The sequence below is a fragment of the Stenotrophomonas sp. YJH_SMC_135 genome, assembly GCF_059372355.1.
Genome location: NZ_JCAFVN010000003.1, coordinates 341,939 through 366,983 on the forward strand (window position 1 = coordinate 341,939; position 25,045 = coordinate 366,983).

A 25,045-nucleotide genomic window follows, 5' to 3' on the forward strand; every position below is an offset into this window, starting at 1 on the left:
GTCGGGGTGGGTGCCGACCGTTGGTCGGCACGCCATGGCGCTCACCAGCGCGGGGTCTTGGTCAGCGGCGGCGCCTGGTGCTGGCGGTCGTAGGCGCGCAGCTCGTCACGGATGTGCGCGATGCGCTGGCGACCCAGGGCGTTGCGGCTGTCATCCAGCACCACGCCATCCAGCAGTTCGGCCATGCGCTGCACCGTCGGCAGCATCTTCTCCCAGGCATCCAGCGCGGTCAGCGGCGCCGGCAGGGTCAGGAAGAAGGCGATGGCCGGGGTTTCCATGGCACGGATGTTGGCCATGTCGAAGCTGCCTGGCTTCATGATGCTGGCCATCGAGAAGATCGGCCCGCGCTCGGGATGGCCTTCCACCAGACGGTGGAACACGTTCATGTGGCCGAACACCAGGCCGGTCTTCTCCGCGGCTACCACGATGTCTTCGCCGCGCAGCTGCTCACCGGCACGGGCGGCCACGAACAGCGAAACGATCTTGTCGAAATCCTGGGTGGCTCGCTTGCCGAGATCGCTGGCGCCCGGGTCGGTATCGCCCAGGCCGAGTTCGGCCTGTTCGCCTTCCGTGCCCATGCCCGGTTCGACGCGGCCATCGGCCACGACAACGCCGTCCTCGCCCAATACCGGTTCGCGGCGCTCGCCGCTGGCCGGTTCCGCGCTTTCCACGCGGCGTCCCTGGGGCTTCTTCTTCGGACGGCCAAACAGGAAGATCGCGGCGATCAACAGCAGGCCGGCGGCCAGGATGCCGATGCGCAACAGTGCCGTGTCGGACATTCGATAGGTTCTCCGGCTAGTTCATTCAGGTAACTAGGATGGCACGTCAGGCCGCGCCCGCCAATCGCGCGGCTTCTTCCAGGTCCACGCTGACCAGGCGGCTGACGCCCGGTTCGCGCATGGTCACGCCCGAGAGCTGGTGCGCGGCCTCCATCGTCGCCTTGTTGTGGCTGACGAACAGGAACTGCACCTTCTCGCTCATTTCCTTAACCATGTTGGCCAGCCGGCCGACGTTGGCTTCGTCCAGCGGCGCGTCCACCTCGTCCAGCAGGCAGAATGGCGCGGGGTTCAGCTGGAAGATGGCGAACACCAGCGCCACTGCCGTCATCGCCTTCTCGCCGCCGGACAGCAGCGAGATGCTGGACACGCGCTTGCCCGGCGGGCGCGCCATGATGGTCACACCGGTGTCGAGCAGGTCTTCACCGGTCAGCTCCAGGTAGGCGTGGCCGCCACCGAACAGGCGCGGGTACAGCGCCTGCACGCCAGCATTGACGCGGTCGAAGGTGTCCTTGAAACGGCCGCGGGTCTCGCGGTCGATCTTGCGGATGGCATCCTCGAGGGTTTCCAGCGCCGTAGTCAGGTCGGTGTGCTGCGAATCCAGGTAATCCGAGCGCTGCGAAGCCTCGCCGTACTCGTGGATGGCCGCAAGGTTGACCGGCTCCAGCCGGCGCATGCGTGCGTCGATCTGATGCACGGCCTGCTCCCAGTCGCCCAGGCGCGCATCCTCGGGGAGTGCGTTGAGCACGTCCTGCAGCACGAAGCCGGCCTTTTCCACCGCCGCCTGCAGGGTGTCCGCGCTGAGCACCAGTGCCTGCTGGTCCAGCTTGCGCTGCGAAATACGCTCGCGCTGGGCCAGCGCCTGTTCGTCACGCTGGTGACGGGTCTGCTCGTAATTGCGCAGCTCGGCGTCGATGCCGTCCAGCAACGTCCGCGCCTCGGTCAGCACGCGATCGGCGCGCACGCGCTCTTCCAGCGCGTTCTGGTGTTCGGCCTGCAGCGCTTCGACCGGCGAATCACCTTCGTCCAGCTGCGAGTGCAGCTCGCCCAGTCGCGAATCCAGCTGCCCACGCTGGGTGCCCATGCGCTCCAGCGCCTGGCTCAACGAGGCCAGCTGCGCACGCTGCGATTCCAGGGTCAGGGCCAGCGAATGCGAGCGCTCGCGCACTGCACGGGCAGCATCGCGGGCCAGGTCGCGCGCCTCGGTCAGCTGGCGGCGCTCGCCCTCCAGCCGCTGCCGGGTCGACTCCAGGTCACCCATGCTGCTGACCGCGTTCTCCAACCGCGAGCGCGCTTCGCGCGCCTGCGCGTTGTTGGCTTCAATCGTTTCCTGCAGTTGCTTCAGCTCGCCTTCGATGCGGTCGATGCGCGTGCGTGCAGCCTCTACCTTGCCCTGCTGCCCCTGCAGCTGGCCGGCCAGCTCGGACACCGCGCGGTGGGCCTGGTACAGCGCGCGCTGCGCGTCCTCGCGCTGCTGTTCGGCGGCCTGCAGCTGCTCGCGGAAACCGGCCAGCTGTTCTTCCAACTCGGCCTCGCGGTCCTGCAGCTGCTCGATCTGCTCGCGCAGCTCGTTGATCTCGCGTTCGCGCAGCAGAGCGCCCTGCTGGGCTGCACCGGAGCGCGACACGCGCAGCCAGCCCTGGCCCAGGCGCTCGCCGCTCTGGGTGATGATCGAATCGCCTTCCGGAAGGCTGGCCTGCAGGGCCTTCGCCTCGGACAGGTCCTTGGCACCATGCAGGTGCGCCAGCAGGCGACGGATCGCCGCCGGGCCACGCACGCGTGCGGCCAGCGACGTCGGTGCAGCCTTGACCTCGGCATCCGCGCTGGCGACCAGCGCAATGTGGCCGTCGCCGAGTTCGCCGAGGGCGTTGACCAGGCTGCCCGGGTCATCGACCAGCACGCCTTCGATCAGCTGGCCGAGCGCACTTTCCACCGCGTTTTCCCAACCGGCATCGACGTCCAGGCGTTCGCCGACACGTGCCGCCGAATCCAGCCCGCGCGCCTTCAGCCACGCGACGGCCGCGCCCTGCTCCTGGCCCAGCGCGGCCTGCTGCAGGGTTTCCAGCGAGGCCAGGCGACCGCGCAGGCCGTTGGCCTGCTTGCGCAGTTCGGCCAGTTCGTTCTGGCCATTGCGCTGCTGTTCCTGCACGGCCGCCACGCCCTGCTTGCGCAGCTCGACGTCTTCGCTCAGTTCATCCAGCGCGGCCTTCTGCGTGTCGTGCTGCAGGTGCAGCTGCTCGAAGGCTTCTTCCAGCGCGTCCACGTCCAGCCCGGCGCGCTCGGCGGCCAGGGCCTCGCGACGCCGGTCGGCGTCGAGGATCTGCTTGTCCAGGTAGTCCACACGCGTGCGCTCGACATCACCGGCGCGCGACGCCTCCGAACTCTGCGAGGTGTGCTGCTCCCAGCGCTGCTGCCAACTGGCCAGCCGGTCTTCGGCCTCGCGCAGGCTTTCCTGCTTGATCTCGTTCTCTTCCTGCAGCGCCTCCAGCTGCGGGGTGGCGGCCTCCACTGCCTCGCGCAGCACCCTCAGTTTGGCCTCGTCGCCGCTGATGTGCTGGCCCAGTTCGGCCAGGGCCTGCTGGGTTTCATCGCGCGCCTTGTGCAGGCGCTGCGACAGCTCGCGCTGGTGCTGGATCTGCTGTTCCAGGCGCGCCAGCGTGCTGCCGACCTGGTAGACCGCGGCCTGCGCGGTGTTGAGCGCGTCGGCGGCCTCTTCGCGCCGCGCGCGCGAGGTCTCGATGCGGGCCTCGGCATCACGCTGGTCGGCGATCAGCTGCTGCAGCTTGGTCTCTTCCTGCGACAGGCCTTCGCGCAGCTTCGACAGGCGACCGTCGAGACCACGGAATTCCAGCGCCTTCCACTCGGCATCCTTGACCCGGCGCTCTTCCTGCAGGGCCTGGTACTGCTCGGCCTGCCTGGCCTGGCGCTTGAGGTGTTCGAGCTGCTTGCTGATCTCGTCGCGCAGGTCGCCCAGCCGGTCCAGGTTCTCGCGGGTGTGGCGGATGCGGGTCTCGGTCTCCTTGCGGCGCTCCTTGTACTTGGAGATGCCGGCTGCCTCTTCCAGGTACACGCGCAGGTCTTCCGGGCGCGCCTCGATGATCTGGCTGATCATGCCCTGCTCGATGATCGAGTAGCTGCGCGGGCCCAGGCCGGTGCCGAGGAACAGGTCGGTGATGTCGCGACGGCGGCACTTGGTGCCGTTCAGGTAATAGTTGCTGGTGCCGTCGCGGCTGACCGTGCGCTTGACCGAGATTTCGTTGAACGAGGCGTATTCGCCGGAGATCGTGTGGTCGGAGTTGTCGAAGATCAGCTCGACGGTAGCCTGCGAGACCGGCTTGCGGGCATTGGACCCAGAGAAGATCACGTCGGTCAGCGAGTCGCCACGCAGGCGGCTGGCCGAACTCTCGCCCATGACCCAGCGCACGGCATCGATGATGTTCGACTTGCCGCAGCCATTGGGGCCCACCACGCCGGTCATGTTGGTCGGCAGGTGCAGGGTGGTCGGATCGACGAACGACTTGAAGCCGGACAGCTTGATCGTGGAAAGACGCATAGGGGTTCCGGACTGGGGCCGGCAAGCGGCCTGCGTTTACCCTCCAAGTCATTGATCCTGCTGGGATCGATGCCCGTGGAACGGGTGTGACGCCCTGAGTATACCGATGTGGCCGTGTTCTACGAATGGGCGTGGAACATTGTCCGGCCCCACCCCGTCGGCCGGACGTGGCCGCACGCCACGAAACGGAGCCATAAAACAAAACGGGCACCCTTGCGGGCGCCCGTTCTGCGGTGATGCCAGGCCTTGCGGCGTGGGATCAGGCTTCGGCGACGACGACGACCTTGACGGTGGTCTCGACGTCGGCGTGCAGGTGGATCAGCACGTCATACTCGCCGATGTTGCGGAAGGCGCCTTCGCCCAGGATGACTTCGCTCTTGCTGACCGGCAGGCCGGCAGCGGTGAAGGCATCGGCGATTTCGCGGGCGCCGACCGAGCCGTACAGCTTGCCTTCGGTCGAAGCGTTGGCCGGGATGGTCACGCTCGCGCCTTCCAGCTTGGCCTTGCGGGCGTCAGCGTCGGCGTGGATGGCCTGGGCCTTGGCTTCGTATTCGGCGCGCTTGGCTTCGAACTCGGCCTTGTTGCTCTCGGTGGCCGGCACGGCCTTGCCCTGCGGCACGAGGAAGTTACGGCCGTAGCCCGGCTTCACGTCGACCAGGTCGCCCAGGTTGCCGAGGTTGGTGACTTTCTGCAGGAGGATCAGCTGCATGGTATTGCTCCAGATGAGTTATTCGTTAGCGAGGCGATGCCCCGCAACAAAGGCTGTCCGAATAGCTGGCACAGCGGGGGCGGCACCGGGCCGCCCCGCCGGGCATCAGACGTCGTGGTTGTCGGTGTACGGGATCAGGGCCAGGAAGCGAGCGCGCTTGACGGCGGTCGCCAGCTGGCGCTGGTACTTCGACTTGGTACCGGTGACGCGGCTCGGCACGATCTTGCCGTTCTCGGTCAGGTACTGGCGCAGGGTGTTGAGATCCTTGTAGTCGATCTCCTTCACACCTTCAGCCGTGAACTTGCAGAACTTGCGGCGACGGAAGAACTTGGACATGGGAAGGCTCCTTAGGCGGCGGAAGCGGCGTCGTCGCCGGCTTCGTTGTCAGCGGTGGTGGTGGACTCGCCTTCTTCGTCGTCACGACGACGGCGCTCACCGCGCTCCGGCTTGTCACCCTTCTCGTCCTTGCTCTTCATGATCAGCGACTGCTCGGTGTCAGCCTCGTCACGCTTGATGACCAGGTTGCGCAGCACGGCGTCGTTGAAGCGGAAGCTTTCGGTCAGTTCGTTCAGAACGGCCTGGTCGGCTTCGATGTTCATCAGCACGTAGTGGGCCTTCACCAGGTTCTGGATCGGGTACGCCAGCTGGCGGCGGCCCCAGTCTTCCAGACGGTGGATGGTGCCGTTGCCGTTCTCGACCAGCGACTTGTAGCGCTCGATCATGGCCGGGACCTGCTCGCTCTGGTCCGGGTGGACCATGAACACGATTTCGTAATGACGACTCATGTTTTTTCTACCTTTCGGATGTGGCCTTGCGGCCGGACAGCCCCCCGCCGTTGAGACCGCGGTGGGGCAAGGATTCCCGCCGGGAAGGCAGGAAGCCGCGCATTATGCGGCAAGCGGCGCCACCGGGCAACCGGGCGCAAACCGGGCAACCTGAACGGGAGCGCCGGCCCATGTCCGGCACGTGCTCATTCCAGATCGACGTGAAGACGATGCTGGCCGCATTCCAGGCATTGGAACAGGCAGCCGACCATCATCCCGTCCCGGCTCAGATGCTCCAGCACCCAGTCGGCGTCGCGCGGATTGACCGCCGCCACGTCCGGCCGGACCTGGTCGAGGATCGGCAGCAGATCGTCGCTGCCGGCGTAGCCGAGGAAGGCGCAGGGCCGTTCGCAATGGCTCAACCAGACCGATTGCTGCCAGGAGGAGTAGCCCGGGGTGCGCTCGCAGATCTCCAGCAGCAGCTCACGGGCGATGGTCGGCGGCGGATCAGCCGGATCCGGGGATACCCCCTCGATATCGCTCCAGCCGGTGAACTCGCCCTCGTAACTGGCCGCAGCCCTGCCATTGGCGATACACCAGGGGCACAGGTAATCCGGGCGCAGGCGGGTATAGAACGGTCCGCGATAGCGCAGTGCGCGCGCCTGGCCGCAGCAGTCGCAGATCCCCTCGACCTCTTCGAAGGAGAGGTCGTAGGCGTTGGGGTGATAGGTGAAAAGCGGTCGTTCCATCCGTGGGGTCCCTGCCGAGCCCAGCGTGCCGACCAAGGTCGGCGCCCACCAGAGCACGCCTGGTCAGCGCCGGGCCATGCCCGGTGGCCGGCCCTCAGGCCTTGTCGGCGTCGGTGGTGAAGCTCTCGCCGCAGCCACACTCGGCGGTGGCGTTCGGGTTGCTGAACGTGAAGGTCTCGCTCAGGCCATGCTTGCCGAAGTCGATCACGGTGCCGTCCACCAGCGCCAGGCTCTTGGCGTCGACGTAGATCTTCACGCCCTCCTGCTCGAACACCGTGTCGCCCTCGCGCTCTTCGCGGGCCAGGTCGGTCACGTGGCCCCAGCCGGAGCAGCCGGTCTTGGTCACGCCGAAACGCAGGCCCAGCGCGCCGGGGGTCTGGGCGACGAAGCGCTGCACGCGCTCGAAGGCAATGGGGGTCAGGCTGACGGCCATGGGGCTACTCCAGAGGTACGGGGACATTATAAGGAGCCGTTGCCACGAAAAATGCCTCGCAAGCAGAACGCTGCAACCGGTAAACTCCCGTGTTCACAGATCGAGTCGATCAGCAGAGGATTCAAGTCATGACGGTGGTCAGCGTTGAACATGCGCTTGCCGGGAAGATCCCGGAAGGCGGCGAAGTCACGGTACGCGGATGGGTGCGCACGGTGCGCGGTTCAGCGAATCTGGCCTTCGTGAATGTGAGCGACGGCTCCTGCTTCGCCCCGATCCAGGTCGTGGCCGGCGACAGCCTGGCCAACTTCGATGAGATCAAGCGCCTGACCAGCGGCTGCTCGGTCATCGCCACCGGCACGCTGGTGAAGTCGCAGGGCAAGGGCCAGTCGTTCGAGATCCAGGCCAGCACGCTGGACGTGGTCGGCTGGGTCGAAGACCCGCTCACCTACCCGATCCAGCCCAAGCCGATGTCGCCGGAGTTCCTGCGCGAAGTGGCGCACCTGCGTCCGCGCACCAACCTGTTCGGCGCGGTCACCCGCATCCGCAACTGCCTGGCCCAGGCCGTGCACCGCTTCTTCCACGAGAACGGCTTCAACTGGATCAGCACCCCGATCATCACCACCTCCGACGCCGAAGGCGCCGGGCAGATGTTCCGTGTGTCCACCCTGGACATGGTGAACCTGCCGCGTGACGAGAAGGGCGCGATCGATTTCAGCCGCGACTTCTTCGGCAAGGAAACCTTCCTGACCGTGTCCGGCCAGCTGAACGTCGAGGCTTACTGCCTGGCGCTGAGCAAGGTCTACACCTTCGGCCCGACCTTCCGCGCCGAGAACAGCCACACCACCCGCCACCTGGCGGAGTTCTGGATGATCGAGCCGGAAATCGCCTTCGCCGACCTGGCCGAAGACGCGCGCCTGGCCGAGGAGTTCCTGAAGTACCTGTTCCGCGCAGTGCTGAACGAACGCAGCGACGACCTGGCCTTCATTGCCGAGCGCGTGGACAAGAACGCGATCACCAAGCTGGAAGACTTCATCAACGCACCGTTCGAGCGCATCGACTACACCGACGCGGTCAGCCTGCTGCAGAAGTCCGGCAGGAAGTTCGACTTCCCGGTTGAATGGGGCCTGGACCTGCAGACCGAGCACGAGCGCTGGCTGACCGAGGAACACGTCGGCCGCCCGGTGGTGGTGACCAACTATCCGGAGCACATCAAGGCCTTCTACATGCGCCTGAACGACGACGGCAGGACCGTTGCCGCGATGGACGTGCTGGCCCCGGGCATCGGCGAGATCATCGGCGGCAGCCAGCGCGAAGAGCGCCTGGACGTGCTGGACGCGCGCATGGCCCAGTTCGGCCTGGATCGCGAGCACTACAGCTGGTACCGCGATTTCCGCCGCTATGGTTCGGTGCCGCACGCCGGCTTCGGCCTGGGCTTCGAACGCCTGGTGGTGTACGTCTGCGGGCTGTCCAACATCCGCGATGCGATCCCCTACCCGCGCGCGCCGGGCAGCGCGGACTTCTAAGCCCCACACGACCACGGAGGTACCGCGCCCATGACCCTGTTCTTCGCCCTGTGTTTCGTCGGCGTTGCAGTGGCCGGGTTCAGTGCCTTCGTGATCTTCTGGCCGCTGACCCTGGTGCACGTGCGCGACCGCCATCCGGCGCTCGCCGCGCGCTTCGGCAGCGGCGCCTTCCTCAAGCCCGATGCCCTGGCCTGGCTGCTGCGACGCGACTATCGGCAGCAACCGGACCGCTCGCTGTCCGGGCTGGCGACACCGGCCTGGGTATCGCTGCTGACCCTGCTGTCCGGACTGGGCATGGCCGCCCTGCTCTGGCTGGCCTCGCTCTGGTAATACGCTCATGAATGACATCACCGCCTCGCGCGACAGCTGGTGGCTGGCCAGCCTCGGCAACACCCTCATCTGGGCGCGCCTGCGCGTTCGCCCGGCCGGCACTGCCGAAGTGCTCGACAGCGATGGCAACACGCTGAGCTACGACAGCGAAGACACCGCCCGTTCGCAGTTGTTCGACGCCGAGTTCGTCGAGTACGACGGCCTGGACGAGGAGGACGCACTGGTGCGCGGCTTCAGCCTGCACGAAGTGCAGCCGCCGCAGGCCGACAGCGACGAGGGCCTGCGTGGCCGCATGATCCAGTCACTCGGCGGGCGCGCCTGACCCCTGCATGTTCACCCCGCGCGCCTTCGCCGAGACCGACCTGCTCTGGCTGGACCGCCTGCTGGCGCGCGACCCGTTCGTTACCGTGCTCACCCCCGGCAGCGATGGCCTGCCGGAGCTGACCCGGATGCCGGTGCTGTACCGGCGTGACGGCGACCAGATCGAACTGCGCGGCCACTGGGCCCGCGCCAACCCGCAGTCGCGCCACAGCGGCGCGGCCAAGGTGCTGGTCGATGGACCGCACGGTTACGTCTCGGCCAGCTGGTATCCGGACAAGGAGCCCGCCGCGCGGGTACCGACCTGGAACTACGCTGCTGCCGAGCTGCGTGGCCAGCTGCAGACCTTCGACGATGCCGGTGCGCTGGCGGAGCTGGTCGGCGCGATCAGCGACCGCTTCGAAGCCAGCGTCGGCAAGGCCTGGCAGTTCGATGCCACGCGTGCCGAACATGGCCCGGAGCTGCGCGCCATCGTCGGCTTCCGTTTCCAGGTCGAACATGTGCAGATGAAGCTCAAGCTGAGCCAGAACCATCCCGACGCGAACCAGCGCGCCGTGATCGCGGCACTGGAACAGCTGGACACCCCCTCTTCCACCGAGTTGGCGCAGTGGATGCGCTGGCACCGCGAACAGGCCGCCCGCAGCGACTGAACGCCGCAGATTCCCGCGACGACGCAGCCGGACGGCTGCGGCGCGCCCCCACCCGACGCCAGGGACCCGAACATGAAAGACATCCACAAGCTGCTGCAGAACAACCGCGACTGGGCCGACCGGATCGAGAAGGAAGACCCCGAGTTCTTCCACCAGCTGGCCAAGCAGCAGCACCCGGAATACCTGTGGATCGGCTGCTCCGATTCGCGCGTGCCGGCCAACCAGATCATCGGCATGGCCCCGGGCGAAGTGTTCGTGCACCGCAACGTCGCCAACGTGGTCGCGCACACCGACCTGAACTGCCTGAGCGTGGTGCAGTACGCGGTGGACCAGCTGAAGGTGAAGCACATCCTGATCGTTGGCCACTACGGCTGCGGCGGTGTGCATGCGTGCCTGCACAACACCCGCGTCGGCCTGGCCGACAACTGGCTGCGCCACGTCGGTGACGTGATGCAGAAGCACACCGGCATCCTCGATGCGATCGAGACCGATGAGCTCAAGCACGCGCGCCTGTGCGAACTGAACGTGATCGAGCAGGTGGCCAACCTGTGCCGCTCGACCATCGTGCAGGATGCGTGGGCCCGCGGCCAGAAGCTGATGGTGCATGGCTGGGTCTACAGCCTGAAGGACGGACGCGTGCGCGAGATGGGCATCGACGTCGGTTCGCAGGAAGAGCTGCAGCCTGCATATGAAAAGGCCCTGTCCTACATCCCGCGCAAGGGCAAGCGCGACTGATCCCTTACGGATGACCATCATGCTCGCTTCGCCGATCAACCTGCACGCCTGGATCGAAGAGAACCGCCACCTGCTGAAGCCGCCGGTGGGCAACAAGATGATCGACAACGGCGATTTCATCGTGATGGTGGTCGGCGGGCCGAATTCGCGCACCGACTATCACTACGACGAAGGCCCCGAGTGGTTCTACCAGCTCGAAGGCGAGATGGTGCTGAAGGTGCAGGAAGACGGCGCGGTGCGCGACATCCCGATCCGCGTCGGCGAGATCTTCCTGCTGCCGGCAAAGGTTCCGCACTCGCCGCGGCGCCCGCCCGGTGGCATCGGCCTGGTGGTCGAGCGCAAGCGCCTGCCGCACGAGATGGACGGCGTGATCTGGCACTGCGAGCGCTGCAACCACAAGCTGCACGAAGAGTTCTTCCCGCTGCAGAACATCGAGACCGACCTGCCCAAGGTGTTTGCGCGCTACCACGCCAGCCTGGAGCTGCGCACCTGCAGCCAGTGCGGGCACGTGGATCCGCTGCCGGCGCCGGCGGTGGGCTGAGTTCCGAACGGTAGTCGCCCACCTTGGTGGGCGCTTGCTCGCTCCCGCCCTGGTAGATGCCCACCTTGGTGGGCGCTTTCTTGTACGTGCGCCAACCAAGGTTGGCGACTACCGGATCACACGGCGCTGGTGCCGGGCCGGCTGCTACCGGGCCATGCCCCAGGCGCTACACTGGCGGTCCCGTTGCAGCCTGTTGCCCGACCATGTCCGACCTGCTCAGCCGCACCCACGCCATCGCCCTGGACGCCGCCGATCCGCTGCGCCCGCTGCGCAGTGAATTCCTGATTCCGCGCCATGAGGGCGGCGAGCAGACCTACTTCGTGGGCAACTCGCTGGGCCTGCAGCCGCGCGGCGCGCAGGCAGCGGTGCAGGAAGTGATGAAGCAGTGGGGCGAACTGGCGGTGGAAGGCCACTTCACCGGCCCGACGCAATGGCTGTCCTACCACCGCCTGGTGAGCGCGCAGCTGGCCCGCGTGGTTGGCGCGCTGCCCAGCGAAGTGGTGGCGATGAACACGCTGAGCGTAAACCTGCATCTGATGATGGTCAGCTTCTACCGGCCGACCACGCAGCGCCCGGTGATCCTGATGGAAGCCGGCGCGTTCCCGACCGATCGCCACGCGGTGGAAGCCCAGATCCGCTTCCATGGCTTCGACCCGGCCGAGTGCCTGGTGGAAGTGCAGCCGGACGAAGCCAACGGCACGATTTCACTGAACGCCATCGAGCGCGCCATGACCGAACACGGCCCGCGCCTGGCACTGGTGCTGTGGCCTGGCGTGCAGTACCGCACCGGCCAGGCCTTCGACCTCGATGCGATCACCCGCGCCGCCCGCCTGCAGGGCGCACGCATCGGCTTCGACCTGGCGCACTCGGTCGGCAACCTGCCGCTGCGCCTGCATGACGTGGCCCCCGATTTCGCCGTGTGGTGCCATTACAAGTACCTCAACAGCGGCCCGGGCGCAGTGGCTGGCGCCTTCGTGCACGAGCGCCACCACCGCGACACCACCCTGCCACGCTTTGCTGGCTGGTGGGGCCATGAGGAAGCCACCCGCTTCCAGATGGCGCCGCAGTTCACTCCGGCCATCGGCGCCGAGGGTTGGCAGCTGAGCAATCCACCGATTCTCGGCCTGGCACCGCTGCGTGCCTCGCTGGACCTGTTCGAGCGCGCCGGCATGGAGGCGCTGCGCAGCAAATCGCTGGCGCTCACCGGCATGCTCGAAGCACTGGTGCGCGCGCGCCTGCCGCAGGTGCTGGACATCATCACCCCGGCCGATCCGCAGCGCCGCGGCTGCCAGTTGTCGCTGCGCGTGATCGGTGGCCGCGAGCGTGGCCGCGCACTGTTCGAGCACCTGCGCGGCATCGGTGTGCTCGGCGACTGGCGCGAACCCGACGTGATCCGCATCTCGCCCACCCCGCTCTACAACCGCTACCTGGACGTGCACCACTTCGTCGAGGAAGTGGAAGCCTGGGCCGGCCTTTGAGCCGGTCCCTCCCCTGCTGCTGGACAGTTCGTTGATCGCACATGCTTCCCGCTCGTTGAGCATTATCGGTGCCGGCCTGGCCGGGTCCCTGCTGGCCATCCTGCTGTCGCGGCAAGGCTGGCGCATCACCCTGTACGAACGCCGCGGTGATCCGCGCGTGGCTGATTACGAGAGTGGCCGCTCGATCAACCTGGCATTGGCCGAGCGTGGGCGCAATGCGCTGCGCCAAGCGGGTGTGGAGGACGAAGTGATGGCACGCGCGGTGATGATGCGCGGCCGCATGGTGCACCCCCGCGACGGCGAACCGCAGCTGCAGCGCTATGGCCGTGATGACAGCGAAGTGATCTGGTCGATCCACCGCAGCGATCTGAACACCACGTTGCTGGAACTGGCCGAGCAGGCCGGCGCCACCGTGCACTTCCATCGGCGCCTGCACACCGTTGATTTCGACGCCGGTTACGCGCGTTTCATCGATGACCGCGACGACAGCCCGCACGACATCCGCTTCGACACCCTGATCGGTGCCGACGGCGCCGGTTCGGCCCTGCGCGCGGCGATGAACCGCCGTGCCCCGCTGGGCGAGGACATCGCCTTCCTCGACCACTCCTACAAGGAGCTGGAGATCCCACCGGCCGCCGATGGCAGCTTCCGCATCGAGCGCAATGCGCTGCACATCTGGCCACGCGGCCATTACATGTGCATCGCCCTGCCCAACCACGAAGGCACCTTCACCGTCACCCTGTTCCTGCCCAACCAGGGCGATCCCAGCTTCGCCACGGTCAACACCGGCGCGCAGGCCGAGGCGCTGTTCGCGCGGGAGTTCGCCGACACCCTGCCGCTGATCCCGAACCTGCGCGCGGACTGGGAACAGCACCCGCCGGGGCTGCTCGGCACGCTCACCCTGGAGCGCTGGCACCAGCACGGTCGCGCCGTACTGATCGGCGATGCCGCGCATGCGATGGTGCCGTTCCACGGCCAGGGCATGAACTGCGCGTTCGAGGACTGCGTTGCGCTGGCCCGGCACCTGATGGAAGCGGATGACCTGGAAGGCGCGTTCGCCGCGTTCGAAGCCGAGCGCAAGCCGAATGCACGTGCCATCCAGCAGATGGCGCTGGAGAACTACCTGGAGATGCGCGACCGTGTCGCCGATCCTGCGTTCCTGCTGCAGCGCGAACTGGAGCAGGAACTGCAGCGGCGCTGGCCGACCCGCTTCGTGCCGCACTACACGATGGTCACCTTCCTGCACACACCGTACGCCGAGGCGCTGCGCCGCACCGAACTGCAACGCGACATGCTGGTGGCCGCCACCACCGGTCACGATTCACTGGACAACATCGACTGGGCCGCGCTGGAAGCGCAGATCCACGCGCAGCTGCCGGTCCTGGAGGGCGCGCACTGATGGCCGACAGCTTCCTGTTCTACGACCTGGAAACCTTCGGCCAGGACCCGCGGCGCACGCGCATCTCGCAGTACGCCGCGATCCGTACCGATGCCGACCTCAACGAGATCGATACGCCAGTCAGCTTCTTCGTGCGCCCGGCCGATGACCTGCTGCCCTCGCCGATGGCCACCCTGGTTACCGGCATCACCCCGCAGCAGGCCCTGGCCGAGGGCATCAGCGAGGCCGAGGCCTTCGACCGCATCAACGAACAGCTGTCGCGCCCCGGCACCTGCGCGCTGGGCTACAACACGCTGCGCTTCGACGATGAATTCGTCCGCTACGGGCTGTTCCGCAATTTCCACGACCCGTACGAGCGCGAGTGGCGCAACGGCAATTCGCGCTGGGACCTGCTGGACATGCTGCGCCTGATGCGCGCGATGCGCCCGGACGGCATCCAGTGGCCGCTGCGCGAGGACGGCGCCACCTCGTTCAAGCTCGAGCACCTGGCCGAGGCCAACAACGTGCGCGAGGGCGATGCGCACGAAGCGCTGTCCGACGTACGTGCCACCATCGGCATGGCACGCCTGTTCAAGCAGTCGCAGCCGCGCCTGTGGGAGTACGCGCTGAAGCTGCGTGACAAGCGCTTCGTCGGCGGCCTGCTGGACGTGGCCGCGATGAAGCCGGTACTGCACATTTCCATGCGCTACCCGGCCAGTCGCCTGTGCGCGGCGCCAGTACTGCCGCTGGCCGTGCACCCCACCATCAACAACCGGGTGATCGTGTTCGACCTGGACGGTGACATCGACGACCTGCTGGCACTGCCGGCCGAGGTGATCGCACAGCGCCTTTACCTGCGCGCCAGCGAGCTGCCCGAAGGCGTGGCGCGGGTGCCGCTGAAGGAAGTGCATCTGAACAAGGTGCCAGCGCTGATCGCCTGGAACCACCTGCGCGCCGATGACCACGCGCGCCTCGGCCTGGACGTGGCCGCGATCGAGGCCAAGGTGGAACGGCTGCGCGCGTTCGCCCCGCAGCTGGCCGAGAAGGCGCGCCAGGTCTACAACCAGCCCCGCGTCGCCACCGTGGCCGACGTCGATGCCTCGCTGTACGACGGTTTCCTCGGCAACGGCGACAAACCGCTGCTTGCGCTGGCACGCACCACCGCGCCCGAGCAGCTGGCCGCGCTGGAAGGCCGTTTCCGCGACCCGCGCCTGCCGGAGCTGCTGTTCCGCTACCGCGCGCGCAACCACCCCGACAGCCTCGCGCCGGCGGAACGCCAGCGCTGGCAGGATTACCGCCGCCAGCGCCTGCTCGGCGACGGCGGGCTGGGCGAACTCAACCTGCCCCAGTACCAGCAGCAGCTCGATGCACTGGCCGCCGAAGCGCCCGACGACGCGCGGCGCCAGGCCCTGCTGCAATCGCTGCGCGACTGGGGCCAGCACCTGCAGGAGACGCTGTGAGCACCTACTTCTCGGACGCCAGTTTCAGGTTCCTGCGCAGCCTGGCGCGGCACAACGACAAGGCCTGGTTCAACGACCACCGCCAGCAGTATGAAGACCACGTACGGCAGCCGTTCCTGCGCCTGCTGGGCGACCTGCAACCGGCCCTGGCCGAGGTCAGCGAACACTTCCGTGCCGATACGCGCGGCGTCGGCGGCTCGCTGTTCCGCATCCACCGCGACGCGCGCTTCTCCAACGACAAGTCACCGTACAAGACCTGGCAGGGCGCGCGCCTGTTCCATGAGCGCCGCCGTGAAGTAGCCGCGCCTTCGTTCTACGTGCACCTGCAGCCGGGCGAGAGCTTCGTCGGTGCCGGCCTGTGGCATCCGGAACCGGAAACCCAGCGCCGCGTGCGCCACTTCATCCTCGACAACCCGGGCAGCTGGAAGGCCGCCGCGCACGCACCGGCCCTACGCAAGCGCTTCGATTTCGAGGAGAGCGAAAAGCTGGTGCGTCCGCCGCGTGGCTTCCCCGCCGACTTCGAGTTCATCGACGACCTCAAGCACCGCAACTGGGTGATGTGGCGCTCGCTGGACGACGCCACCATGACCGGTCCGCGCCTGCTGTCCACGCTGGGCAAGGATCTGGCCGCGCTCGGCCCGTTCGTCGACTACCTGTGCGCGGCGCTGGACCTGGAATTCTGATGCCATTGGCACAGCAACGCCGAACGCTGGGCCGCACCGGCCTGGCGGTTTCGCCGGTGGGCCTGGGCTGTTCCGGCTTCTGGGGGCATCGCCGATTCCCGGAACAATCGGCCGCGAACGTGGTCGAGCATGCACTGGCACAGGGCGTGAACCTGTTGGACACCGGCCACAACTACTCCGGTTTCCACGCCGAGCCGCGGCTGGGCCGCATCCTGCGCCCGTTGCTGAAACAATACCCGCGCGACGCGCTGGTGATTTCCAGCAAGGGCGGCACGCTGACCGGCCAGGCCGGCGTCAGCGGCGCCGAGCAACGCAATTTCTCGCCGGCAGCCATCACCGCCAGCTGCGAGGCTTCGCTGCGCAATCTCGGCCTGGATCACCTGGATATCTACCAGTTGCATGGCGCCAGCGAGCACGACATCAACGACGACCTGCTGGCCGCGCTGCAGCGCCTGCGCGAACGCGGGTTGATCCGGCACACCGGCATCAACACCCACTCGGCCTCGACCCTGCGCTGGATGATCGCCCATCCCGACGCCTTCGATGTGGTGCTGCTGGACTACAACGCCCTGCAGCAGGACCGCGAACCGCTGATCGACCAGTTGCAGGCGGTGGGCATCGGCGTGCTGGCCGGGACCGTGCTGGCGCAGGGCCACCTGCTGCCCGCGCGCCCGCGCCTGCCACGGCTGGCCGATGGCTGGTACCTGGCGCGCGCCTGGCTGAAGCCCAGCAGCCGCCAGCTGATGCGCAGTGCCCGCCAGATGCGCCGGGCAGTGGCCGCGATCCGCAGCCAACGCCCGGCCCAGACCGCCTTCGCCTATGCGCTGGGCCATCCCGGCGTGGCCAGCGGCATCCTTGGCACCACCCGTACCCGCAGCCTCGACGAGGTGCTGGCGACGCGGCTGGAAGCGCTGACCCCGGCCGAACGGCAACAGCTGGTCGATGCCTTCGGTGACGGCCGTGGCTCGCCCAGTCATTGAGTCTTCACCCGGCACTGCCGCCATTGCGGCAGTCTGGTCGGCATGAAGAAACTCACCGCACTCATTGTGCTGCTGGTCCTGGCCGTCGCGGCCTGGTGGTTCGGCGGCCCCTACATGACCGTCAATGGCCTGTCCAAGGCCATCGAGCAGCGCGACACCGCCCGCCTGGAGCGTTACGTCGACTTCCCGCGCGTGCGCAGCAGCCTGCGTGCGCAGCTCAACGACTACCTGGTGCGCCAGGCCGGCCCCGACGTGGCATCCAGCCCGTTCGGCGCCCTGCTCTATGGGCTGGGCGACCAGCTTGGCGGTGCCGCAGTGGAGACCATGGTGACCCCGACCGGGATCGGCGCGATGCTGCAGGGCCACGTGCTGTGGAAGCGTGGCCGCAATGAACTGCAGGGCGGCGATGCCTTCGGTGCGACCGAACCGGCGCGGCCGCTGAAGCATGCCGAGCATCATTTCGAGGCACTGGACCGATTCGTGATCGACGTCGATCGCGGCCCCGGCCAGCCACCGTTGAAGGTGGTGCTGGAGCCGCAGGGCCTGCGCTGGAAGGTGGTGGACCTGCAGCTGGGAATGTCGGGCAGCCCTTGATCGGACCCGTGGCCTGACGGCAGCGCCAACCAAGGTTGGCAACTACCGGGGCATGTGGCTCTGGTAGATGCCCACCTTGGTGGGCATGTGGCTGTGGTAGATGCCCACCTTGGTGGGCATGGGTCCTAGGCAGTGCAAACCAACGGTTGGCACCTACCGGTCGAGTCCGCCCTACCCCTCGTTGGCGACGCCGTGCGGCACGTGGCCGGCGGCCACATGCTCGCGGGCGCTGTCGATGTTGTGCTGCGAATCGTCGAAGAAGATGTCGGCACCGAAGGCCTGCAGGAACGGGCCCTTGTGACGGCCGCCCAGGAACAGTGCCTCGTCCAGGCGCACGCCCCACTCGCGCAGGGTGCGGATCACCCGCTCATGCGCCGGTGCCGAACGCGCGGTAACGAGCGCGGTACGGATCGGCGCGCTCTCGCCGGCCGGGAACACTTCCTGCAGCGTATGCAGGGCCGACAGGAAGCCACGGAAGGGACCGCCACTGAGCGGCTCGCGGGCGCGCTCGCGCTCGTGGCGGCCAAACGCTTCCACGCCCTGCTCGCGCGAGATGCGCTCGCTCTCGTCACCGAAGATCACCGCGTCACCATCGAAGGCGATGCGCAGCTGGCCGGCCGGGCGACCAGTATCGATCTGGTCGGCGGCTGCCGCAGCGGTCTCGCCCGGCGGCTTGGGCAGGATGGTTGCCGCCGCGATGCCATGACGCAGCGCGCTGCGCACCGATTCGGGGTTGGCCGACAGGAACAGGTCGGTACCGAACGGCTTCACGTACGGCCAGGTCGGCTCGCCGGCGGTGAAGGTCGCGCGGATGATGCCCAGCCCATAGTGCTGGATCGAATTGAAGATGCGCAGGCCGGTATCGGCCGAGTTGCGCGACAGCAGGATCACCTCGACCCGCGGGTTCTCCGGGCTGGCGCCCTGGTTCAGCGCCAGCAGCTTGCGCACCACCGGGAAGGCCACGCCGGGGCCGAGGATATCGTCCTCGTGCTGGCGCTGGAATTCGGCGTAGGCCGCCACGCCATCACTTTCGAACAGCGCATGGCTTTCCTCGAGGTCGAACAGCGCGCGCGAGGTCACCGCGACGGTCAGCAAACGGGGGGAGTTGTCGCCCATCGGTGGGGGTCCTTCAAGCGGTCGGCGGGGCCGGCCGCCCATTGTCCTCAAAAAACGAACTGTTCGCTCAGGATCCTGTCTTCCAGGTTGTGCTCCGGGTCGAACAGCAGGGTCACGCGGCGGTCCTTCGACTCGCGGATGGTCACCTCGACCACGTCGCGGGTCTCGTGCGAATCCGCCGTGACGCTGACCGGGCGCTTGTACGGATCGAGCACGCGGAAGCGCACCTCGGTATCGGCCTTGAGGATCGCCCCGCGCCAGCGACGCGGCCGGTACGGGGCCAACGGCGTCAGCGCGATGGTGTGCGAGCCCAGCGGCAATACCGGGCCATGCGCGGAATAGTTGTAGGCGGTGCTGCCCGCCGGGGTGGCCACCAGCACGCCGTCACCGATCAGCTCGGCCACGCGTTCCTGGCCGTTGAGGTCGATGCCGATATGCGCGGCCTGCCGGGTCTGGCGCAGCAGCGAGACATCGTTGTAGGCCAGCGAACCGGTACTGGTGCCCGACTCGGTCAGCGCCACCATTTCCAGCGGGCGCAGGTTGGCCGGTTCGGCACGCGCAATGCGGGCCTGCACGTCGTCGTCGCCACGGTACTGGTTCATCAGGAAGCCGACGGTGCCCAGCTTCATGCCGAACACCGGCTTGCCCAGGTGCCCATGCCGGTGCAGGGTCTGCAGCATGAAGCCGTCGCCCCCCAGCGGACACAGCACGTCGGCCTGCTCCGGCGCGTGATCGCCATAACGCGAGACCATCGCGGCGCGGGCCATCTGTGCAGGTTCGGTGGCGCTGGCCAGGAAAGCGATGCGGGGGGTGTCGCTCATCGGTGGATCCGGGTGGGTGTGCCAGCAAGAGCATACCCGGTAGTGCCGGCCGCTGGCCGGCAGCTGCACCCGATTGTGGTCCATGCGGTTGCCGGCCAGCGGCCGGCACTACCCGGCAATGCAGAACGGCCCCGCTTTCGCGGGGCCGTTCCTCCAACTGCTGCAGATCAGGAGCCCCCCCTGAGTCAGGGGGGCGCGCCAACGGCGCGGGGGTCTGGGAGCATGGTTGGCATGGGGCCCACGGTTTGCAGAACAAACCGTGGGGCGTCAGCGCGAATGCGCTTACGCACCATGCGCAGCGAGCTGGCCCAGGCGCTGCACCGCGACCGAGACGGTCGGGTAGTCCAGGGTCTTCTGCTCGGCCAGTTCGGCCAGCATCGCCAGGGTGAAGCGCAGGCTGCTGTCGTCGCGACCCATCCAGGCCGCCACCTTTGCTTCGGCACTGCTGCCCTTGGTACCCAGCACCTGGCCCGCCAGGTTGCGGTGGTTGGCGGCCAGCTCGTCACGCAGCACGCCACGTGCCACCGCGTGCCAACGGCCATTGACCTCCAGCGCATCGACCTGCTCGAACAGCCACGGCAGCTGCAGGGCATCGCCCAGGCGGAAGTGGACCTTGGACACGTCCACCGGCTTCAGCTTGCGGGTACGGGCCAGTTCGATGATGTCGAACGCCGGCTCCAGGAAGTGCAGTTCGGCCAGCTGCTGCGCCAGCGCGGACGGCAGGCCCTTTTCCTTCCACTCGGCCACCAGGGCTTCGTAGGTCGGACGCTGCGAATCCGGCAGCACACCCGAGGCAACGCGGATATCGTTGAACGGGCCCTGGTAGCGGTTGACCGCTTCGGTGATGCCGGGCATCGCGCCGGGGCGCGACAGCAGCCAGCGCACGAACGAGCGCTGCAGCTTCCAGATCACTTCCAGGGCGTCGATCTGCACCGACTCCGGCACCTTGCCGTCGAGGGCATCGATCTGCGCCCACAGCGCGCGTGCATCCAGCGTTTCACGGCTGATGGTGTAGGCCTTGGCGACCTCGGCGATGGAACGGCCGGTGTCTTCCTGCATGCGCATCAGGAAGGTGGCGCCCATGCGGTTGATGGTCTGGTTGGTCACGGCCGTGGCGATGATTTCGCGCTTCAGGCGGTGACGCTCCATTGCGTCGGCATACTTCTTCTGCAGCGGGGTCGGGAAGTAGCGCTGCAGTTCCTTGGACAGGTACGGATCTTCCGGGATGTCCGAATCCAGCAGCTGGGCGAACGCCACCAGCTTGGAGTAGGACAGCAGCACCGACAGCTCCGGACGGGTCAGGCCCTGGCCGCGCGCCTTGCGCTGCGAGAGCTCGGCATCGGACGGCAGGAACTCGATCTGGCGATCAAGCAGGCCCTGCTGTTCCAGGGTACGGATGAAGTGCTGCTTGGAACCCAGGCGCTTGACCGCCATCCGCTCCATCAGGCTCAGCGCCTGGTTCTGGCGGTAGTTGTCGTTGAGCACCAGCTCGGCGACTTCATCGGTCATCGAGGCCAGCAGCTTGTTGCGCTGCTCGACGGTCAGCTTCTTGGCCCGCACCACATCGTTGAGCAGGATCTTGATGTTGACTTCATGGTCGGAGGTGTCGACACCGGCCGAGTTGTCGATGAAGTCGGTGTTGAGCAGCACGCCGGCCTGCGCGGCTTCGATGCGGCCCAGCTGGGTCATGCCCAGGTTGCCGCCTTCGCCCACGACCTTGCAGCGCAGCTCGCCACCGTTCACGCGCAGCGCGTTGTTGGCACGGTCGCCGACATCGCTGTGCTGCTCGCTGGCGGCCTTGACGTAGGTACCGATGCCGCCGTTCCACAGCAGGTCGACCGGTGCCTTCAGGATCGCGCTCATCAGTTCGTTGGGCGACAGCGCCTTGACGTTCTCGTCCAGGCCCAGCGCTTCACGCACCTGCGGGGTGATCTCGATCGACTTCAGGCTGCGCGGGTACACGCCGCCGCCCTTGCTGATCAGCTTGGCATCGTAGTCCGCCCAGCTCGAACGCGGCACCGTGAACAGGCGCTCACGTTCGACGAACGTGGTGGCCGCATCCGGGTTCGGGTCCAGGAAGATGTGGCGGTGATCGAACGCAGCCACCAGGCGGATGTGGCGCGACAGCAGCATGCCGTTGCCGAACACGTCGCCGGACATGTCGCCGACGCCGACCGCAGTGAAGTCCTGGCTCTGGCTGTCACGGCCCAGCGCACGGAAGTGGCGCTTGACCGACTCCCACGCACCGCGTGCGGTGATGCCCATGCCCTTGTGGTCATAACCGACCGAACCACCGGAGGCGAACGCATCGCCCATCCAGAAGCCGTGCGCGATGGCCAGGCCGTTGGCGATGTCGGAGAAGGTCGCAGTGCCCTTGTCGGCGGCCACCACCAGGTACGGATCGTCCATGTCGTGGCGCACGACATCCACCGGCGGCACGATCTTGTTGTTGACGATGTTGTCGGTGATGTCCAGCAGGCCCTGGATGAACAGCTTGTAGCAGGCCACGCCGTTGGCGAAGATCGCATCACGGTCGCCGTTCACCGGCGGGGTCTTGGCGAAGAAGCCGCCCTTCGCGCCGACCGGCACGATGACGGTGTTCTTGACCATCTGTGCCTTGACCAGGCCCAGCACTTCGGTACGGAAGTCTTCGCGACGGTCCGACCAGCGCAGGCCCCCACGGGCGACCGCGCCGAAGCGCAGGTGGGTACCTTCCACGCGCGGGCCGTAGACGAAGATCTCGCGGTACGGGCGCGGCTTCGGCAGGTCCGGCACCAGCGCCGAATCGAACTTGAAGCTGATGACATGGCCGTGCTGGCCGTTGGCATCGGTCTGGTAGTAGCTGGTACGCAGGGTCGCGTCGATCACGCCCATGAACGAGCGCAGGATGCGGTCCTCGTCCAGGCTGGACACGCGGTCCATCAGCTTCAGCAGCGCATCGCGCGCGGCCTGCATCTGCGCGTCGCGGTCACCCTTGCGGGCGTCGACCACGGTCTTGAGCACCTTCAGGGTGGCATCGTCACCGGCAGCCAGCACGTCGAAGTGGGCCTTCAGCTGGGCCTGGCCGGCGGCGATGTCGTCCTTGCTTTCGTGGCCGGTGGCCGGATCGAAGCGGGCTTCGAACAGCTCGACCAGCAGGCGGGCCAGCAGCGGGTAGCGCGCGAAGGTGCCTTCCACGTAGGCCTGGGAGAACGGCACGCCGGTCTGCAGCAGGTACTTGCAGTAGCCGCGCAGCATGGCGACCTGGCGCCAGTGCAGGCCGGCAGCCAGCACCAGGCGGTTGAAGCCGTCGTTCTCGGCATCGCCGTGCCAGACGCGGGCGAAGGTCTCGCCGAAGGCTTCATCGACACTGGCGGCATCGATCGCGCCGGCGGTCGACTCGACCTCGAAGTCCTGCACGTACACCGGGGCGTTGTCGACCGACAGGCGGTACGGACGCTCGGCGATCACGCGCAGGCCCATGTTTTCCATCATCGGCAGCGCGTCCGACAGCGGAATGTCGTCCAGCTGGCGATACAGCTTCAGGCGCAGGCCATCACCGCTTTCGCGCGGCACGGCCTGCAGGCTCAGGCGCAGGTCGTCCGGGCCGGTCAGGGCGTCGAGCTGGCTGACATCGTTGGCGGCAACCGCGGTGCTGTTGTCTTCGATGTAGCCGGCCGGCAGCGCCTTGCCGATACGGGCGGCGATGCGCAGGCCTTCGGTCTCGCCGTGGCGGGCCACCAGCGCTTCGCGCAGGTCGTCCTGCCAGTTGCGCAGCACCTGGGCCAGCTTCTGCTCCAGTTCGGCGGTATCGACGTCGAGCATCTCACCCGGCTTCGGGCGCACGATCAGGTGCACCTGGGCCAGCGGCGATTCGCCCAGCACCACCGAGCTGTCGACGTACTCGCCGTGCAGCGCGTCCTTCAGCATCGCTTCGATGCGCAGGCGCACGTCCGTGTTGAAGCGCTCACGCGGCAGGTAGACCAGCGCGGAGATGAAACGGCTGTATTTGTCGCGGCGCAGGAACAGGCGGCTGCGCACGCGCTCCTGCAGGCCCAGCACGCCCATCGCGGTGCGGAACAGTTCGTCCTCGCTGGACTGGAACAGTTCTTCGCGCGGCAGGGTTTCCAGGATGTGGCGCAGGGCCTTGCCACTGTGGCTGGCCGGGGCCAGGCCCGACTGCTTCATCACGTGCTCGTGGCGCTGGCGCACCAGCGGGATTTCCCACGGGCGGCGGTTGTAGGCGCTGGAGGTGAACAGGCCGAGGAAGCGCTGCTCGCCGATGATCTTGCCCTTGGCGTCGAATTCCAGCACGCCGATGTAATCCATGTAGCCAGCGCGATGCACGCGCGAACGGGCATTGGTCTTGGTCAGGATCAGCGCATCCTTCAGACCGGACGTGGTGTTCAGGCCCTGCGCGGCCAGGGTCTTGACCGGACGGGCGGCGGACTTGTCCTTGCCGCGCATCAGGCCCAGGCCGGTGTCGTTCAGCGGCGCCAGCACCTCTTCCTTGCCCTGCTTCTCGACGCGGTATTCGCGGTAGCCGAAGAAGGTGAAGTGGTTGTCGGCGGCCCAGCGCAGGAACTCCTGTGCTTCCTTGCGCGATGCGTCGTCGACCGGCAGCTGGCGGCTGCCGAGGTCGTCGGCCAGCGCCAGCGCCTTGTCCTTCATCGGCTGCCAGTCGCGCACGATCGCACGCACTTCGTCCAGCGCCTTGTTGATGGCCTGTTCGATGGCAGCCATGGCGTCGGCCGGCTGGCGGTCGATCTCCAGCAGCATCACCGACTCGGCATCGCCCTCGCCGACCTTGACCAGCTTGCCGGCCTTGTCGCGGGTGAAGCGCAGCACCGGGTGGCCCAGCACGTGGACACCCACGCCCTGCTCGGCCAGCGACATGGTGACGGTATCGACCAGGAACGGCATGTCGTCGTTGACGATCTGCAGCACGGTGTGCGGCGATTCCCAACCGTTGGCCTTCGCAGTCGGATTGAACACGCGGACGTTGGCCTTGCCGGCCTTGCGGGCACGGGCGAATTCCAGCGTCTCAGCCGCGAGCGCGGCCCACTCTTCAGCGCTGTGGTGCGGGAACTCGTCCGATTCCATGCGCTTGTAGAAGTCAGTGGCGAAGGCCACCGCTTCGGCCTGTGCGGCCGCGGGGTAGCGCTTGCGCAAGGCCGTGTACACCGGCTCCAGGGAGAAACCAGCGGTCACTGCGACCTCCGACTCTGCTGGTTTCGTCTTGTTTTTCACGGTCTTGGCTGCGGTTTTTTGCGGTTTCATGGCAGAGCGATGCGCTTGCTCAGTTGGGAAAATGAAATTGTAGCCCTACCGCACGAAAAGGCCTTGCTGCAGGACGGAATAAGCAGATTCGGGTTTGCTGCGGTTTAGACGCCTATTCAGTTCGCTCCGGTATGGAGCTGGCGCCTGCTTCAGCACTGCCGACAGGATCGGCAAAGCGTGTTACCGGAAGACACA

General features: G+C 67.2%; 22 protein-coding genes. 12 read left to right on the plus strand and 10 right to left on the minus strand.

Translation table 11 applies throughout. From position 1 onward, the window contains the following. Nucleotides 1-41: 41 nt before the first annotated feature. The 7 genes from zipA to AC5P98_RS12635 all read right to left on the minus strand — a co-directional run bounded on the left by zipA (nt 42) and on the right by AC5P98_RS12635 (nt 6,984). Entirely contained in the window at nt 42-779 is a 738-nt protein-coding gene (gene zipA / locus AC5P98_RS12605; protein ID WP_014647658.1) for a cell division protein ZipA, read from the minus strand. A 46-nt stretch (nt 780-825) separates the two neighbouring features. After that, a complete protein-coding gene (gene smc, locus AC5P98_RS12610; protein ID WP_049408591.1) occupies nt 826-4,329 on the minus strand; it encodes a chromosome segregation protein SMC in 3,504 nt (1,167 codons plus the stop codon). A 259-nt stretch (nt 4,330-4,588) separates the two neighbouring features. Next, complete coding sequence (gene rplI, locus AC5P98_RS12615; protein WP_049408589.1) at nt 4,589-5,038, minus strand: 50S ribosomal protein L9; 450 nt, start codon at nt 5,036-5,038, stop codon at nt 4,589-4,591. Between the two features lie 105 nt (nt 5,039-5,143). Beyond that, a complete protein-coding gene (rpsR, locus tag AC5P98_RS12620; RefSeq protein ID WP_002804494.1) occupies nt 5,144-5,374 on the minus strand; it encodes a 30S ribosomal protein S18 in 231 nt (76 codons plus the stop codon). Nucleotides 5,375-5,385: 11 nt separating this feature from the next. Beyond that, nucleotides 5,386-5,823, minus strand: coding sequence for a 30S ribosomal protein S6 (gene rpsF, locus AC5P98_RS12625; protein WP_006452997.1), 438 nt, complete (start codon nt 5,821-5,823; stop codon nt 5,386-5,388). 185 nt (nt 5,824-6,008) lie between these two features. Further along, a complete protein-coding gene (locus tag AC5P98_RS12630; RefSeq protein ID WP_049408585.1) occupies nt 6,009-6,551 on the minus strand; it encodes a CbrC family protein in 543 nt (180 codons plus the stop codon). Nucleotides 6,552-6,645: 94 nt separating this feature from the next. Then, nucleotides 6,646-6,984 carry a HesB/IscA family protein gene (locus AC5P98_RS12635; protein WP_046431542.1) on the minus strand — a complete coding sequence of 113 codons (339 nt, stop codon included), beginning with the start codon at nt 6,982-6,984 and terminating at the stop codon, nt 6,646-6,648. Between the two features lie 128 nt (nt 6,985-7,112). Between AC5P98_RS12635 and asnS the strand changes: the two genes are divergently transcribed. From asnS to AC5P98_RS12695, 12 genes are all read left to right on the plus strand, one after another. Then, the gene (gene asnS, locus AC5P98_RS12640) at nt 7,113-8,507 is read left to right on the plus strand and encodes an asparagine--tRNA ligase (protein ID WP_014647663.1); all 1,395 of its coding nucleotides are present in this window, start codon (nt 7,113-7,115) and stop codon (nt 8,505-8,507) included. A gap of 30 nt (nt 8,508-8,537) precedes the next feature. Then, on the plus strand, nt 8,538-8,837 hold the full coding sequence (locus AC5P98_RS12645) for a hypothetical protein (protein WP_049408582.1): 300 nt from the start codon (nt 8,538-8,540) through the stop codon (nt 8,835-8,837). A gap of 7 nt (nt 8,838-8,844) precedes the next feature. Then, nucleotides 8,845-9,159 (plus strand): hypothetical protein, encoded by a 315-nt coding sequence (locus tag AC5P98_RS12650; RefSeq protein ID WP_006453002.1) that lies wholly within the window; start codon nt 8,845-8,847, stop codon nt 9,157-9,159. Between the two features lie 7 nt (nt 9,160-9,166). Further along, on the plus strand, nt 9,167-9,805 hold the full coding sequence (locus AC5P98_RS12655; RefSeq protein ID WP_049419404.1) for an FMN-binding negative transcriptional regulator: 639 nt from the start codon (nt 9,167-9,169) through the stop codon (nt 9,803-9,805). Nucleotides 9,806-9,877: 72 nt separating this feature from the next. Then, complete coding sequence (gene can, locus AC5P98_RS12660) at nt 9,878-10,540, plus strand: carbonate dehydratase (protein ID WP_010480460.1); 663 nt, start codon at nt 9,878-9,880, stop codon at nt 10,538-10,540. A gap of 19 nt (nt 10,541-10,559) precedes the next feature. After that, nucleotides 10,560-11,081, plus strand: a complete 522-nt coding sequence (locus tag AC5P98_RS12665) for a 3-hydroxyanthranilate 3,4-dioxygenase (RefSeq protein ID WP_049408626.1) — start codon at nt 10,560-10,562, stop codon at nt 11,079-11,081. 203 nt (nt 11,082-11,284) lie between these two features. After that, nucleotides 11,285-12,559 carry a kynureninase gene (kynU, locus tag AC5P98_RS12670; RefSeq protein WP_014647667.1) on the plus strand — a complete coding sequence of 425 codons (1,275 nt, stop codon included), beginning with the start codon at nt 11,285-11,287 and terminating at the stop codon, nt 12,557-12,559. A 31-nt stretch (nt 12,560-12,590) separates the two neighbouring features. Further along, on the plus strand, nt 12,591-13,958 hold the full coding sequence (locus AC5P98_RS12675) for an FAD-dependent oxidoreductase (protein WP_014647668.1): 1,368 nt from the start codon (nt 12,591-12,593) through the stop codon (nt 13,956-13,958). Further along, nucleotides 13,958-15,397 (plus strand): exodeoxyribonuclease I, encoded by a 1,440-nt coding sequence (sbcB, locus tag AC5P98_RS12680; protein WP_049408577.1) that lies wholly within the window; start codon nt 13,958-13,960, stop codon nt 15,395-15,397. Before AC5P98_RS12675 ends, sbcB begins: the two co-directional genes overlap by 1 nt. After that, nucleotides 15,394-16,080 (plus strand): DUF2461 domain-containing protein, encoded by a 687-nt coding sequence (locus AC5P98_RS12685; protein ID WP_049408575.1) that lies wholly within the window; start codon nt 15,394-15,396, stop codon nt 16,078-16,080. Before sbcB ends, AC5P98_RS12685 begins: the two co-directional genes overlap by 4 nt. Next, nucleotides 16,080-17,060 carry an aldo/keto reductase gene (locus tag AC5P98_RS12690; RefSeq protein WP_049408572.1) on the plus strand — a complete coding sequence of 327 codons (981 nt, stop codon included), beginning with the start codon at nt 16,080-16,082 and terminating at the stop codon, nt 17,058-17,060. Before AC5P98_RS12685 ends, AC5P98_RS12690 begins: the two co-directional genes overlap by 1 nt. Nucleotides 17,061-17,102: 42 nt before the next feature. Next, the gene (locus AC5P98_RS12695) at nt 17,103-17,654 is read left to right on the plus strand and encodes a DUF2939 domain-containing protein (RefSeq protein WP_014647672.1); all 552 of its coding nucleotides are present in this window, start codon (nt 17,103-17,105) and stop codon (nt 17,652-17,654) included. Nucleotides 17,655-17,825: 171 nt separating this feature from the next. On the opposite strand, the gene AC5P98_RS12700 is transcribed toward AC5P98_RS12695, so the two are convergent. From AC5P98_RS12700 to AC5P98_RS12710, 3 genes are all read right to left on the minus strand, one after another. Continuing rightward, nucleotides 17,826-18,770 (minus strand): 5'-nucleotidase, encoded by a 945-nt coding sequence (locus AC5P98_RS12700; protein ID WP_005410242.1) that lies wholly within the window; start codon nt 18,768-18,770, stop codon nt 17,826-17,828. Between the two features lie 47 nt (nt 18,771-18,817). Further along, a complete protein-coding gene (locus AC5P98_RS12705) occupies nt 18,818-19,591 on the minus strand; it encodes an NAD kinase (protein ID WP_032962058.1) in 774 nt (257 codons plus the stop codon). Nucleotides 19,592-19,873: 282 nt separating this feature from the next. Next, on the minus strand, nt 19,874-24,850 hold the full coding sequence (locus tag AC5P98_RS12710) for an NAD-glutamate dehydrogenase (protein ID WP_046431556.1): 4,977 nt from the start codon (nt 24,848-24,850) through the stop codon (nt 19,874-19,876). Nucleotides 24,851-25,045: the final 195 nt, after the last annotated feature.